The sequence below is a fragment of the Paenibacillus wulumuqiensis genome, assembly GCF_000971965.1.
Lineage (GTDB): Bacteria > Bacillota > Bacilli > Paenibacillales > Paenibacillaceae > Saccharibacillus > Saccharibacillus wulumuqiensis.
The window spans coordinates 243,959-259,476 of the sequence record NZ_LAQP01000004.1; the positions used below are offsets into that span (position 1 = coordinate 243,959).

Below are 15,518 nucleotides of genomic sequence, written 5' to 3' on the forward strand. Positions count from 1 at the left end.
GTCGTTATCCAAAATGCAAGATCAATGAGAGGACGGATTACATGCCAGAAGGCTTAATCGTCAAAGCGCTAAGCGGATATTATTATGTGAAACCTCAGCAGAATGATGAAGAAGTTCCCGCAGGCCAGCCGGCGACCATTCAGTGCCGCGGCCGCGGAATCTTCAAAAAAAGAGGAGAGTCTCCTCTGGTAGGCGATCAGGTTATCTATTCATTGACTGAAAATGGAGAAGGCACGGTAGAAGAAATATTGCCACGGAGGACGGAATTGATCCGTCCTCCTGTGGCTAATATTCGCCAGGCTGTCCTGCTTTTCTCGGTCAAGGAACCCGATCTGAGTCTTATCCTGCTGGATAAATTTCTGGTACATATCGAGCATGCGGGCCTGGAACCGTTAATCTGCTTTACCAAAATGGATCTTCTGCGTGCAGAAGACAAAGAAGATACCGGAATGCGCGAAGCGGTGGAGCGGGCCAAAAAGCTGTATGAAGATATTGGTTACCAGGTAATTCTGACCAGTGCCGAGCTGGATATGGGTACGGATCAGATCCGTCAGGAGCTGAACAACAAGATCAGCATGTTTGCCGGACAGTCCGGTGTGGGCAAGTCTTCCTTGCTGAACAAGGTCATTCCAGGCAGTGATCTCAATACAAGCGAGATCAGTATGCGCCTTGGCCGCGGTAAGCATACGACCCGTCATGTAGAGTTGATCGAACTGGAAGGCGGCGGTTATGTCGCTGATACGCCAGGTTTTAGCCAGTTGAACTTTACACAGCTGGGAGTCGAAGATCTTGGCTCATGCTTCCGTGAATTCAACCGCTATTCGGGCGGCTGCAAATTCCGTGGTTGTACCCATTTGCATGAACCGGACTGCAAGGTTCTGGATGCACTGGATAACGGTGAGATCGCCAGTACCCGGTACAAGCACTATGAGCAATTTTATCAGGAAATGAAAGATGAGAAGCGGAGGTATTAATTATGCATAAGGTGAAAATAGCACCTTCCATTCTGTCGGCCGATTTTGGTAAACTGCTGGCAGAAGTAGCTGAAGTCGAGCGCGGTGGAGCGGATTGGGTGCATATTGATGTAATGGATGGACACTTTGTACCGAATATTACTTTCGGTGCACCTGTTATGCAGTCCATTTCAGCCCATACCGGTCTGTTCAAAGACGTGCATCTGATGATCGAGAATCCGGATCGCTATGTGGAAGATTTCGTCAAAGCGGGTGCACAGATGATTACAGTTCATGCAGAAGCCTGTACGCATCTGCATCGGGTTATTCATCTGATCAAGGAACACGGCGTCAAAGCAGGTGTAGCGATCAATCCGGCTACTCCGGCAGCAGCGATTCGTGAAGTGCTGGAAGATGTCGATCTGGTGCTCGTTATGACCGTGAATCCGGGCTTTGGCGGACAAGCATTTATCCCTCGTACCGTGAACAAGATCCGCGAAATTCGCAAATGGGCCAATGAAATGGGCCATACGGCTCTGCATATCGAAGTGGATGGTGGCATTACCGCTTCCACAGCCAAACAGGTTGTCGAAGCAGGTGCGGATGTACTCGTAGCAGGCAGCGCTGTATTCAACACACCGGATCGTGCCAAAGCGATTCAGAGCATTCGTGACAGCCTGCACTAAGCAGAATCACATAATGAGAATTTGTTGTACAGAGCATTCTAGAAACAGACGGGATTGGAAGCCAACCAACTTCAATCTAATGCTATTGACTGGCTAAAAAAAGCGCCGATACCTCATCGTATCGGCGCTTTTGCTATATGTTCTACACGTATAATTCCAGGATCATAAGATCAGAGGATACAAAAAAGACAGCAAAAAAGCATCTCTATGTAAGTAGAGATGCTTTCTTCATCGACATATCATTATACGCGGGTAACTTTACCGGATTTCAAAGCACGAGTACTTACGTATACGCGTTTTGGTTTACCGTCTACGAGGATGCGAACTTTTTGAACGTTCACGCCCCAAGTACGGCGGTTACGGTTGTTAGCGTGGGATACGTTGTTACCGCTGCCAGCTGTTTTACCAGTTACATAACATTTACGAGCCATAGTTACACCTCCTATTTCCGAAAAAGTGCATGAAAACAACACTCATAACATATTATCACAATCGAGAAAGCAACGTCAACACTTCTAAATACTTTATTTATTTCTTTACAGGGTTATAGTACAATATAAGGTAGTTCAATATGTGTTTTTTTTGCATGATCAGCAGGCTGCAATCTGCTGGCTGACAGGGTGGCAATGCGGCTCTGCAGAGGTCCGCATGCAGCGGTACAGACCGCATCACATAAGGCTTTGCCCATTATTGGTACTTGGTACAAGTACGTGGTTCTAAATTATTTGGAACGGGTGAAGAACAAGCAGCGTATAAGTAACCCATGTACGCTCTTTTACACTACCAATTAGATGACTACTGAAAATGAAAACTCAACAATGCGTTCTGTCCAAATATCAACCCGGACAGAGCTGGTATGGATACATGAGGAAGGGGAATTTTCTTTGAGTAAGCGTTCTTTAAATGGAACTGATTTTACCGCTATGGTACTGGCGGGAGCGGAGCGTCTGCATCAGCATGCAGAGCACGTCAATTCCCTGAATGTATTTCCTGTGCCGGACGGCGATACAGGAACCAATATGAATCTGACAATGACTGCCGGAGTTACGGAGTTGAAGCGCAATACTTCTCCGCTGATCGGTCAGACCGCCACGGTGCTGTCCAAAGGACTGCTGATGGGCGCACGGGGGAATTCGGGCGTTATTTTATCCCAGCTGTTCCGAGGGTTCAGCCGAGCAGCAGCATCACGTGATGAGCTGAATGCAGCACAATTCGCAGCAGCTCTGCAAAATGGCGTAGAGACAGCCTACAAAGCCGTCGTCAAACCCGTCGAAGGTACCATTCTGACCGTAGCCAAGGAAGCAGCCAAGCATGGCTCTTATTATGCGCGCCGTACAACGGATATTACGGAACTCATGGGCGAGATACTTCGCCGTGCTCAGGAGACGCTGGCACAGACACAGGAAATGCTGCCAATACTAAAGCAGGTCGGTGTCGTCGATTCCGGTGGTCAGGGACTGGTATACATTTATGAAGGTTTCTATGAATATCTGCTGCATGGAACAGCGACTTCTGCAGGTGCGCAGGCACAGGCAGCGAGCCGATCTGTGATGCAGCCGGGAATTACCGGCACATCGAGTCAGGCATCTGCTGCTGCGGTTGCCCAGGTGCCTGCATTTGATACACCGATGTCGGCTCAGGCACGTCTGGAGACCGAAGATATCGAGTTCCTGTATGATATGGAGTTTTTCATCAATCGGCAGCTGGGACAGAACCGGAATGCCCGTTTTGAAGAAGAGAAGTTCCGCCAGGCGCTCGCTGTTAATGGAGATTCCATTATCGTGATTGCCGATGATGAAGTAATCAAGGTCCATGTGCATTCCAAGGCACCGGGCGAAGTGCTCAATCTGGCACTGCAGTATGGTGAGATTACCCAGATTCATATTCTGAATATGCGTGAGCAGCATCGCGATCTGCTGTCGGCCGGACTCGATATTGCCCCGCCGCCGGATCTGTTTGCCGAGATTCCACAGGCGCCGCTGGATCCCCAGACGGCTGCGGTTCCTCCGGCTGAAGAAGTGGCCGCTTACGGACTGATCGCCGTCTCTTCGGGCGATGGCATCTCCGAGATTTTCCGTAGTCTGGGCGTCGATACGATTCTGGCTGGCGGACAGACGATGAATCCAAGCACGGAAGATTTCGTCAAAGCGGTAGAGAGCCTGTCTGCACGTCATATCTTTATTTTACCGAATAACTCGAATATCGTACTGGCTGCACAGCAGGCACGTGATCTGCTGGAAGGAAGTCGCCAGATTACCGTTATTCCGAGCAAAAGCATTCCACAGGGAATTGCTTCCGCTTTTGCCTTCCAGGAAGATGAGAGTGTGGACATGAACGAAAGCAACATGACCGAAGCGCTGAGCCATGTGAAGTCCGGTCAGGTTACGGTCGCGGTACGTGATACCACGATGGAAGATATTGATATCAAAGAAGGACATTATATCGGGATTCACAATTCCAAAATTGTCGCGACGACTCCTGCGCTGCTGAACACCTGCCAGGAACTGCTGTCTTCCATGATCGAAGATGGTCAGGAAGTCATCACCGTGCTGGTTGGCAGCGAAGCGGATGATGCGGATACGAGAGCTCTCGCCGCATGGATCAGCGAGACTTATCCGGATGCGGAAGTGGAGATTCATGAAGGTGGACAGCCAGTGTATCATTATCTATTCTCCGTGGAATCCTGAGTGGCAGAAATATTATAGAGCGAACACTGTAAAATGTCTGATACAGCTGTATTGGGCATTTTATAGCAGTTGTGTTATTTTGGAGAGAAGGAGGGATAGGGATGGCCCATACCATTATTGTGACAGAGAGCACGGCAGACATTCCTGCAGAGCTGATATCCAAATATGATATACGTATTATCCCGCTGAGGTTATTTTTTGGAGAGCAGACTTATGCGGATGGAGTCGATATCACCTCTGCTGAATTTTACAGCAAACTATCCTCTTCATCGCAGCTGCCTACCACATCCCAGCCTTCCCCTGCTGATTATACAGCCATGTACGAGAAGCTTACAGCAGAGCATCCGGGCAGCGAGATCGTATCGATCCATCTGTCCTCCGGTCTCAGTGGTACGTATCAGTCCGCAACAATCGGACGCTCCATGCTGGATGAGCACAGCCATATTACCGTAATCGATTCCAAATCCGCTTCCTACGGGTATGGACTGGCGGTAGTGCATGCAGCCAGACTGGCGCAGCAGGGCCGTAGTGCCGCCGAGATCGAAGCGGAAGTAGCGCGTATACTGAGCCGCCGCGAACTGTACTTTATGGTCGATGATCTGGAATATCTGCGCAAGGGAGGACGGATCGGCAGAGCTTCGGCTGTACTCGGTACGCTGCTCAATGTCAAACCGATTCTCTCAATCGATGAGAACGGAGTGATCTATCCGGTCGAAAAAGTGCGCGGTCAGAAAAAGGCTATGATACGCATCGTCGAGATGATGCGGCAAAATCTGAATGTACGTAAAATCAATCTGGCTCTTGGACATACGGCGAACCGGGAATCGTGTGAACCCTTGCTGCAGATGATCAGAGAGCATTATGAGATTGGCGAACTGGTCTTCTCAGAAGTGGGGCCTGTTATCGGCACCCATGCGGGGCCCGGGACGATTGCCATGTTTGCATGGCCGGATGAGGAATAGATGAGGGATGATGAATATCAATCTGGATCAGATTGGCGTTCGGCAGGTCAATGGCGTGAGTGCTTCCAAGGAACAGGAGCTTCACGCCTTTGGCATCTCTACTGTACTTGATCTGCTGGAATATTTTCCATTCCGGTATGAAGATTATCGCCTGCGTGCGCTTCAGGAGGTCAAGGACGGCGACAAAATTACGGTCGAAGGCAAGATTGTCGGCCTGCCGATATTACAGCGCTATGGCAAAAAATCACGTTTGACCTGTAAAGTAATGGTGGATGACTGGATGGTGACAGCCACCTGGTTTAACCGCCATTTTCTCAAAGACCAGCTGACCTCGGGCAGAACTATTATTCTGACCGGTAAATGGGATCAGCGCCGGTCCACCATGACGATTACCGATTCGGAATTTCCGGATAAAGGAACCCAGCGCAGCGGCAGTCTGCAGCCGGTCTATTCGATCGGCGGCAAGATTACCCAGACCTGGATTCGCAAAATGATCGGTCAGGCGCTGGATCAATATGGAGAAATGATTCCGGAAGTACTGCCGCAGGAGCTGATTCGGCAGTATAAGCTGATGCCGCGCAAACAGGCGATTCGCCAGCTGCATCAGCCTGCAGATGCAGGTGAGGGCAAGCAGGCACGGCGGCGGATGGTATATGAAGAGCTATTCCTGTTCCAGCTGAAGCTGCAGGCTTACCGAAGCATGAACCGCAAGCGTACGACAGGCATTGTGCACACGACCGACAATGCGACGATCCGCGAATTTGTGCGCAGTCTGCCGTTTGAGCTGACCGATGCACAGAAGCAGGTCGAACTTGAAATACTAAAAGATATGCGCTCCCCCTACAGCATGAATCGTCTGCTGCAGGGAGACGTGGGCTCCGGTAAAACAGTTATCGCAGCGATAGCATTGTTTGCCACCGTTCGCTCGGGTCATCAGGGAGCGCTGATGGTGCCTACCGAGATTCTGGCGGAGCAGCATGTGCGTTCACTCAAGCGCATGTTTGAGCCGTTTGGCATTACCGTGGAGATGCTGACGAGCAGTGTCAGCGGACGCAAACGCAAGGATCTGATCGCTTCCCTGCAAATGGGCATGACCGATATTATCGTCGGTACCCATGCGCTGATTCAGGAAGATGTCTTTTTCCGCAGCCTTGGTCTTGTGGTCACGGATGAGCAGCATCGCTTTGGGGTGAATCAGCGCAGTGTGCTGCGGCGCAAAGGGTTTGACCCGGATGTGCTGACGATGACGGCTACGCCGATTCCGCGTACGCTGGCGATTACGGCATTTGGCGATATGGATGTATCGACCATTTCCGAACGTCCCAAAGGGCGCAAGCCGATCGCCACGTACTGGGTGAAGCATAATATGATGGACCGGGTCATGGGCTTTATTTCCAAGGAGATCGATCAGGGGCGTCAGGCATATCTGATCTGTCCGCTGATCGAAGAATCGGACAAGCTGGATGTGCAAAATGCGATTGATCTGTTTGTGCAGATGGATCAGGCTTTTCCGGGTTATCAGGTGGGGCTGCTGCACGGCCGGATGAGCGCAGCCGAAAAGGAAGAGACGATGCGTGCCTTTTACAGCAATGAAATGCAGCTGCTCGTCTCCACGACGGTTGTCGAGGTCGGAGTCGATGTACCGAATGCTACGCTGATGATCATTATGGATGCGGACCGGTTCGGGCTTTCCCAGCTGCATCAGCTTCGCGGGCGCGTCGGTCGGGGTGAGCACGAATCGTTCTGTATCCTGATCGCCGATCCCAAATCCGAGATCGGGCAGGAGCGGATGCGGGCGATGACCGAGACGGATGACGGCTTTGAAGTATCTCGCCGTGACCTGGAACTGCGCGGGCCGGGGGAATTTTTCGGTACCAAGCAGAGCGGTCTGCCGGAGTTCAAGATCGCCGATATGGTCAGCGATTTTGAAGTGCTGGAGATTGCCCGTAATGATGCGGCCCGTCTGGTCAGCAATGATTTCTTCTGGACGTCACCGGAATATGAAGCACTGCGCGAATTCTTGAACAGACAGCAGGTATTTCAGGGTGAACTGATTGACTGATTGCTGGGACAATTAGTGATACAGGGTATATTGATCTGTCAATATGATATGGAATAAGTATGATGATCCATTTATACATCAATGAATCAATATACCATTGCTGCTAAGCGTATAAATGAATAGGCAAGTAATAAAAAGGTTGTATTTCCATCTGTCAGGAGCCATCAGGCTTGGCAGAACAGGAATACAACCTTTTTGTTGAGTAATATGCTTTTGGATATTCTTTGGCATGGTGGAGTATACTCACACATCGGTGTTGACAGCCATCCACTAAATACTCAGGTCATTCCGTATGCAAATCAATGCGTTCAATGTGGATAAAATGATGCATCAGGCCTTTTGTTTACGGATATTTACTTAACGAATATCAATCAGCCGCTGGATCTGCTGTGCGGCAATCTGCAAATACTCTCCATACTGCCGCTGTGTAATTTGTCCGGAAGCTTCGGCTTCCTTGAGGGTCATACTTATGTGTTCGAGCAGCTGTTCGCTGAACTGTGTGGCAGCGAGACCCTGATGTTCTGCCATATGCTGTATGCTGTCCCCATCCTGCAAATACTGTCTTAATTCCAAAGCCGTCAGTCCCAGCAGGCTGGCTGCGCCATCGAGAATATACGTCAGGGTACGTTCAGGGTCGATATCGGAATGAACTGTACAATAATGCTGCTCTGTATATGAATCCGAATTGGAACGATGCTGCAGGTACGATGATGTTTTACTTTTGTCCGGGATAAATCCTGCAGCAGACAGCGTGCGACCACTGCCTGTCTTGTATCCGGCTGCAGCGTACAAGGGTGCGCTAAATGTTGAACTGCCTATGGGAATTGCCAGTGCCATTGAACGACTGGTAGGAATATGCTTCATCTCCATGCTGCTTCCTGCCTCTCTGCTGTTAAGAATACTGCTTTCATTGTACCCTGCCTCCATGAACAGTCTGTTAAGGCAAACTTAAAACCTGATGAAATTCCGGCAAATTCCCATTCTTTTTGCAAACCTGTCACACACCAATCGAGTACATCGTTTATACTATAGATTATGGGTTTTAACGACGAAGCTGGAGGCATTGGCATTGAGCGGGAACTATACAGGTATTATATTGCTGCAATTGTTCGAACGGGCAGCGCTGCTGCTGATCTGTTTATTTTTACTGAGTAAACTACCGAATTTCCGGCAGATATTTCAAAAGGAAGTGCTGGATACCAAGGATCGGATTATTTTATCGGTTATTTTTAGCGGTTTTGCTATCCTGGGAACCTATACAGGGATCAATGTGGAAGGTTCTCTTGTCAATGTGCGCATTATCGCGGTCGTCTCGGGAGGAATCCTGTTTGGCTGGCCGGTGGGACTGATTACCGGGGTAGTCTCCGGGCTGCATCGCTATCTGATCGATATCGATGGAGTAACCTCGGTTCCCTGTCTGATTACGAGTATTATCGCCGGGATTCTGTCCGGTTATATCCACAGCCGGATCAGCCGCAAGCGCCGCTGGATTGTCGGTATTGCGGCAGGCATGATCTGTGAGGCACTGACGATGCTGCTCATTCTGCTGATGGCCAATCCGGCAGAGTTGGGACAGGAGATTGTATCGATCATTGCCCTGCCGATGATTCTCGGTGAGGTGAGCGTCGGATTGATCGTCCTGTTCGTCCAGGGCGTTGAAGGAGAACGGGAGAATATTGCTGCCCGGCAGGCCAAGCTGGCACTTGATATCGCCAACAAGACGCTGCCGTACTTCCGTTCGATCAACAGCGATTCGCTGCGAAAAATATGTACAATTATCAGGGAGGATATTCAGGCGGATGCGGTAGCCATTACCGATACACGCTTTATCCTTGCTTATGTGGGGGTGGGGGAGGAACGTTATAATATCGGCAATGAGATTATTACCGATGCAACCAAGCAGGCGATCTCCAGCGGAGAGATTGTCATTATTAACGACGATACAGAGGGCAAAGTCCCTCATATCCAGTCGCTGATCATTATTCCGCTCAAGGAGAAAAGTGTGGTCACCGGTGCCCTGAAAATCTACTACAGCAAAGCCTACAAGATCACCTATTCCCTGCAGACGCTGGCTGTCGGTCTGTCCCAGATCATCTCCACGCTCATGGAGGTATCACGGATTGAGCAGATGAAGCAGATGGCGAACAAAGCCGAGATTAAAGCACTGCAGACGAGCATTAATCCGCATTTTCTGTTTAATGCGCTGAATGCCATTGCTTCCTCGATCCGTATTGATCCGGATAATGCACGGGAGATGATTATTAATCTGTCCGGTTATTTGCGTCACAGTCTGGAATGGAGCGACGAGCTGATTGATATCAACAAGGAACTCGGTCAGGTGGTCAATTATGTGGAGATCGAGAAAGCGCGTTTTGGCAGTAAATTGACGGTAATTTATGATGTTGATGAAGATGTAGAAGTGAAGATTCCGAGTCTGATCATCCAACCGCTCGTGGAGAATGCGATTGTACATGGCATTCTCAAGGGAAGAGGTTCGGGTACGGTAACCCTGTCTGTCAAGGATCGGGGAGAACAGGTGGAGATTATCGTCGAGGATACGGGTACAGGTATTGACGACGAAATTATCCGGAAAGTATATACGAGCCAGATGCCGGAGAACCGGATCGGTCTGTCCAATGTACATCAGCGGGTAAAGTTGATCTATGGAGAAGGTCTGCATATTCAGCGGTTGGACAAAGGAACACGTATTCAATTTAGAGTCAGAAAGGAGCGCGTATGAGAGCAATCGTAGTGGAGGACGAGTTTCTGGCTCGCCAGGAACTGGAATATTACATCAAGACGTACAGCAGTATCGAGATTATGGGGAGCTTTGACGATGGGCTGGATGTGCTGAAATATGTACAAAATCATGAGGTGGATGCCATATTCCTCGATATTAATATTCCGTCGCTGGATGGTGTACTGCTCGCCCACAATATTAGCAAATTCTCGCGCAAGCCGTATATCATATTCATTACCGCATACAAGGAACATGCCGCTGAGGCATTCGAGATTGAGGCGTTCGACTATATTCTCAAGCCATACAGCGAATCCCGGATCACTTCCATGCTGCGCAAGCTGGAGAACACGTATGAACGTGACCATCGGCCGGATACGGGCGGTAGGGGAGGCAGCGTTCAGACTGAACATTCTCTACCCTTATCAGCTGCCACGCAGTCTACAGAAGGCATAGAGCCTACTGCGCATCATGTAGGCAGCAGCCAGGCGTTTGTACATCATCAAGCCGGCCAGACTGCTCATACGGCGCATGCGCTGCAGGGCAAGATCAGTCTCTGGAAAAATGACAAAATCCAGGTAATCCCTGTGGATGACGTCTATTATGCATCAGCGAGCGAGAAGGTCACCCATGTGTATACCCGACGGGATGAGTATACGGTCAGTGCGAGTATCAGCGATTTTCAGGCGACGCTGCCCGAGGAATATTTTTTCCGCTGTCACCGTTCCTATATCGTCAATATTAGCAAAATCCGCGAAATTGTACCGTGGTTCAACAACACTTATTTACTGCGTTTACATGATCTGGAATATGAAGTTCCGGTCAGCCGCAGCAAAGCCAAAGAGTTCCGGCAGATCATGAATATATAAAGGCATTTCATTCCGTAAATACCGCATTTCATTCCACATTGGTTATAGCGCCTATATGGTAGGGGTATACTTGGGGTGTAGAGAATTCTCGTTAAACGGACTGCTTTACCAGAATACCAAGCAGCCTGCACAGGTTGAGAACCTTTCACCTGTATACACACACTATACTTTGCGGTAATTACGGAAAGGAACATCCATTATGAGCCAAATGTTGAATCACACGCAAGCTTCAATGTCCTCAAAAACAGCCACTTCCAAACCGGCAAACCGTTGGCTGATTGCTCTCGGAACTGTCATTGTACAGATGGGACTTGGTACCATCTACACCTGGAGCCTATTCAATCAGCCGCTCGTCGACAAGTTTGGCTGGGAACTCAGCTCGGTTGCCATCACATTTTCCATTACCAGCTTTGCACTGGCATTTGCCACTTTATTCTCCGGTAAATTGCAGGAAAAATGGGGCATTCGCCGCCTGATCGGAACGTCCGGTATTGTGCTCGGGCTAGGGCTAATGCTCAGTTCGCAGGTATCCTCGTTGTCTCTGCTGTATTTGCTGGCTGGCGTCGTTGTCGGTTTTGCAGACGGTACCGCCTATATGACTTCCCTCTCCAATCTGATCAAATGGTTCCCGGAACGCAAAGGACTGATCTCCGGCATCTCGGTCGGCGCTTACGGAACAGGAAGTCTGATTTTCAAATATATTAACGGCTCGCTGATCGGCTCGGCCGGTGTATCGATGGCGTTCCTGTACTGGGGTATTATCGTCCTGCTGATGATTGTGATCGGTTCCCGATTTATTCGTGAGGCCGTTGTCACAGATACGGTGCAGGCAAGCAGCAATCAACAAGTGAAAAAGGGTACAAACGCTCATAAACCTCTGTCTCCATCGGGTCCAACGGTAGTTACTCATAACTATTCGGTCAAAGAAATGCTGAAAACAAAAGAAGCGTATCTGCTGTTCATCATGTTCTTTACCGCATGTATGAGCGGTCTGTACCTGATTGGTATCGTCAAAGATATCGGTGTGCAGCTGGCAGGTCTTGATCTTGCTACAGCAGCCAATGCAGTAGCCATGATCGCGATCTTCAATACGGTCGGCCGGATTATTCTGGGCGCCCTGTCGGATAAAGTAGGCCGGATCAAAGTGATCTGTGGTACCTTTATCGTTACAGCTGCGGCAGTAGCCGTGCTAAGCTTCGTTCCTCTGACCTATGGTATCTTCTTTGCTTCCGTAGCGGCCATTGCGTTTTGCTTTGGCGGTAATATCACCGTATTTCCTACCATTGTCAGTGACTTCTTCGGTCTGAAAAATCACGGCAAAAACTACGGTGTGATCTACCAGGGCTTCGGTATCGGGGCACTGTCCGGTTCCATTGTGGCAGCCTGGATGGGCGGCTTCAAGCCAACCTTTATCGTGATTGGTATTATGTGCATTATCTCTTTCCTGATTGCCGTGTTTATCAAACCTCCGGTCACTCCGCAGGCGGTACAGGAAGAAGCACCCAAGGAAGCCAAATGGAATGCCAAACCGCATACGGCTCGTGGATAATGTTATCCTTGTGAGCAGAAGAAGTGACAGTGAACAGGGTATCAATCCAATTATAAGCAGTAGATTATCAGGTAATAAAACAGCCTGCTATCCGGAAACAAGCCTGTATCTCCGGATGACAGGCTGCTTTCTACCATGAATGTACTTTGATGAAATATGGAAATGAAATTACAAAATTTAGAAAAATGATTCTTAAAGCCGGGAATATAGTAATATTGAATATAACTATCTCTACCCCAACCCAAAAGGAGGAGTGAGACATATGTCGCAGATTCGATTATGTACGCGCCCGCAGGTCATTTATATGAATTTGTTGGAAGCGCTCTCCCGGGAAAAAAGTTTGTCCATGCTGAAAGCACAGCATGAATCAAGAGAACGAAAAGAACTGTCAGCAGAAGCAGGTTATTATACATTTCTCATGGAAGATCAGTCTACGCTAATTTATGTCATTATTGATCAGTCCACCAGCATTCCTTATTTGCTGTTATCCGGTCCGGCAGCAGACGATGCTGCTCGTCTGCTGTATAATACCGGAATGGTAGGTTCGATAGACGAAGTGATCGAGTGGTGTACCAAGGCAGATAACACCGGAGATAAGATCGACGCCATTTGCCGTCTGGGTATTGCATCTTATTTTGAAATGCAGCCGGATATTCTGGATATTTTCACCCGATATATGCAGGATACAGATGTACGGGTAAGGCAGTCTGCTGTATTCGCCACCAGCTTTGTCGGCTGGCCGGAATTTGAAGGAATGCTGAAGCGTACAGCTGAAAAAGACCCTGATGAACGGGTATCGATGATCGCCAAAAGTGCAATTCGTATTATGCGAGAAAGTGACTGGAAAGCTGAAAAAACACCGGGTTAGATCACCAGGAAGCAGCCGACGCATGATTCATATAGGGAAGCGGGAAATAAGAGCAATGGCTAGCTGTGAAGCATGATATCTTCGGTTTTTTTACCTGACCAGGGATAAACATGCCTGATAAGCGTCCAGGCTCTTATTTCTATGTGCAGCCATCTAAGTATCAAGACATAAACTTCATCATTATGGTATATAAAATACTTCTACCGCTATGATTTTGATCTATATTCCTCGAAAAAAGCGAAAATTTGCCGAAATCGGGCAAATTTCTGCATACAGGGAATCACATTCTGTGTAATTCGTGCTAAAATGGCTATAATGATGCCATACATGACATGACCATGCTGCTTGACTATTCATCAGCTGCTCATCTGTACGGCTTTCTATTTATTCCTTGCCGGCAAAGGCGTACCTATCGATGATGTACAGCCCATCCCGAAGGAAGTTGCGAAAAGGTGGACGATGAATATGAAAATGACCAATCCGGCCCTTACCCGCAATCAGAAGCTTGCAAATACATATCAGATTCGCCGTACGTTATCGGTCAGCGAATTATCTATTGTCTATGTGGCAAGACATATGGAGAAGGGTACACTGCATGTAATCAAGGAATTTTTCCCTGGTGCACTGGTGGAGAGAAGCCGTGACCGTCGGTCGGTGCAATGCTCCCAGGCAGGGCTGAAATCTAAATATACCGAGATGCTCTCCACCTTCCGTCAGGAAGGCAGCATTCTGCGTGAACTGAACCATCCGGGGATCGTCAAATATGAGGATGAATTTGAGGAGAACAACACCGCCTATCTGGTGATGGAATACTGCCGCGGGATTACGCTGGATCGGTATATCCGTCAGTCTTCTCCCCAGACAGATCCTGCGTTTATGCAGTCCCGGCTGCTGCCTGTTATTGAGGCGCTGGAGCATATTCATCAGCACGGTTATATTCACAGGGATGTGAAGCCGAGCAATATTATGCTGGTGGAAGACGGGCAGACCAAACTGCTGGACTTTGGTTCGGCTGTACGTTATGAGAACAAGACGCACAGCATTCTGACGACAGCGGGGTATTCTCCGATTGAGTTTTACTCTGGTCGCTCCTGTCAGGGGCCGGTATCGGATATTTACAGTCTGGCGGCGACGTTTTATTTCTGCTGTCAGGGCAAAGCACCCGTCGATGTACCCAAGCGTCTGTTCAATGATACGCTGGAGAAGCTGGGGAGCGAGCAGGTGGCTTCACCGATCCTTTCCCGGGTAATTCACTGGGGACTGGCCGTATCGGCTGACAAGCGCTGTACGTCGCTCAAATGGTTCAAAATCGCTGTTCAGGCCGAGCGCTTCTGGAAGCGGAATCTCGTACTGACACGCAGCCAGAAAAAGCATCGTTCTGCCGAAGCGATAGATGGGGTGAAAGCGACCAGCCTGTCATCGGTATCACTCGATAATCACATGGAAGAGGTTCTGAAAGAAAGCGAGCATTCAATAAAATAAGCGGAAATGCCATCAGATAACAATAGTACAAGCCCAAAACCACACGTCAATCGTGTGGTTTTTTGTTAAATAAATGTAAAACTTTCTTTCAAATCATTTTACAAAATAGAAAATAATTACAAATAGAAAGAACGATGTGCAGTACATTTAAAAAAAACGATAAAAAATGGACTATTTTTGGAATCATATTTATGCAAATAAAAAATAGGTCAAAAGTTTCGGTGAGTATTATAAAGTAAATATAAAAAAATCTAAGTTGAAAACTGATACTTAAGAATGAATTATTGTCTTTTTGATATCGCCCAGTAATCTAAAGGGAAATTCAAATTCTTTACATAATAATCTTTTAATTGAAAATGCGAACATGCTTTCCCGTGAAGGGTCTAAAGACCCGGAGTCATTAAAAATAGTATAATTTTCATTAAAAGTAAGAAAGTATTAGAAATTAATTTATATTGTTATTTTTTCGACATTATTTTTTTGATGAAAGGAAAAATTCGATAGTTTCGACAATATCCCTTATGTATGTATAGTCGTATTTTCCTATAAATAAGGCTGAATTCAAAAAATTGACAACCTCTACTATTCATATTGTATGATACATTTTGTAACTCGGAAGTCATGGAACTAAAGTGGGAATTGCAAACACCGTTTTAATCGTAT

12 protein-coding genes are annotated in these 15,518 nt (G+C 48.1%); 10 read left to right on the top strand and 2 right to left on the bottom strand.

Annotation, left to right across the window (positions count from 1 at the left end; all coding sequences use genetic code 11):
- Positions 1–41 precede the first annotated feature (41 nt).
- Together rsgA and rpe are read left to right on the top strand one after the other, a co-directional pair.
- Complete coding sequence (rsgA, locus tag WH45_RS13110; protein WP_046214861.1) at positions 42–974, top strand: ribosome small subunit-dependent GTPase A; 933 nt, start codon at positions 42–44, stop codon at positions 972–974.
- Between the two features lie 2 nt (positions 975–976).
- Positions 977–1,639: a ribulose-phosphate 3-epimerase gene (gene rpe / locus WH45_RS13115; RefSeq protein ID WP_046214862.1), complete on the top strand. Its 663-nt coding sequence runs from the start codon at positions 977–979 to the stop codon at positions 1,637–1,639.
- Between the two features lie 242 nt (positions 1,640–1,881).
- Here rpe and rpmB read toward each other — a convergent pair whose 3' ends face one another.
- Positions 1,882–2,070, bottom strand: a complete 189-nt coding sequence (gene rpmB / locus WH45_RS13120; RefSeq protein WP_017814700.1) for a 50S ribosomal protein L28 — start codon at positions 2,068–2,070, stop codon at positions 1,882–1,884.
- A gap of 453 nt (positions 2,071–2,523) precedes the next feature.
- Between rpmB and WH45_RS13125 the strand changes: the two genes are divergently transcribed.
- The 3 genes from WH45_RS13125 to recG all read left to right on the top strand — a co-directional run bounded on the left by WH45_RS13125 (position 2,524) and on the right by recG (position 7,350).
- Positions 2,524–4,326 (top strand): DAK2 domain-containing protein, encoded by a 1,803-nt coding sequence (locus WH45_RS13125; protein ID WP_046214863.1) that lies wholly within the window; start codon positions 2,524–2,526, stop codon positions 4,324–4,326.
- A gap of 101 nt (positions 4,327–4,427) precedes the next feature.
- The gene (locus tag WH45_RS13130; RefSeq protein ID WP_046214864.1) at positions 4,428–5,288 is read left to right on the top strand and encodes a DegV family protein; all 861 of its coding nucleotides are present in this window, start codon (positions 4,428–4,430) and stop codon (positions 5,286–5,288) included.
- Between the two features lie 10 nt (positions 5,289–5,298).
- Entirely contained in the window at positions 5,299–7,350 is a 2,052-nt protein-coding gene (recG, locus tag WH45_RS13135) for an ATP-dependent DNA helicase RecG (protein WP_046215166.1), read from the top strand.
- A 357-nt stretch (positions 7,351–7,707) separates the two neighbouring features.
- Here recG and WH45_RS13140 read toward each other — a convergent pair whose 3' ends face one another.
- A complete protein-coding gene (locus tag WH45_RS13140) occupies positions 7,708–8,214 on the bottom strand; it encodes a hypothetical protein (protein ID WP_046214865.1) in 507 nt (168 codons plus the stop codon).
- 229 nt (positions 8,215–8,443) lie between these two features.
- Here WH45_RS13140 and WH45_RS13145 point away from each other — a divergent pair, with 229 nt between their 5' ends.
- From WH45_RS13145 to WH45_RS13165, 5 genes are all read left to right on the top strand, one after another.
- A complete protein-coding gene (locus WH45_RS13145; protein WP_046215167.1) occupies positions 8,444–10,090 on the top strand; it encodes a sensor histidine kinase in 1,647 nt (548 codons plus the stop codon).
- Positions 10,087–10,956: a LytR/AlgR family response regulator transcription factor gene (locus tag WH45_RS13150; RefSeq protein ID WP_046214866.1), complete on the top strand. Its 870-nt coding sequence runs from the start codon at positions 10,087–10,089 to the stop codon at positions 10,954–10,956. The genes WH45_RS13145 and WH45_RS13150 overlap by 4 nt, the downstream gene beginning before the upstream one ends.
- 208 nt (positions 10,957–11,164) lie before the next feature.
- Entirely contained in the window at positions 11,165–12,505 is a 1,341-nt protein-coding gene (locus WH45_RS13155) for an L-lactate MFS transporter (RefSeq protein WP_235338383.1), read from the top strand.
- 262 nt (positions 12,506–12,767) lie between these two features.
- Entirely contained in the window at positions 12,768–13,373 is a 606-nt protein-coding gene (locus WH45_RS13160; RefSeq protein WP_046214867.1) for a HEAT repeat domain-containing protein, read from the top strand.
- A gap of 465 nt (positions 13,374–13,838) precedes the next feature.
- On the top strand, positions 13,839–14,855 hold the full coding sequence (locus WH45_RS13165) for a serine/threonine protein kinase (protein ID WP_235338367.1): 1,017 nt from the start codon (positions 13,839–13,841) through the stop codon (positions 14,853–14,855).
- Positions 14,856–15,518 lie beyond the last annotated feature (663 nt).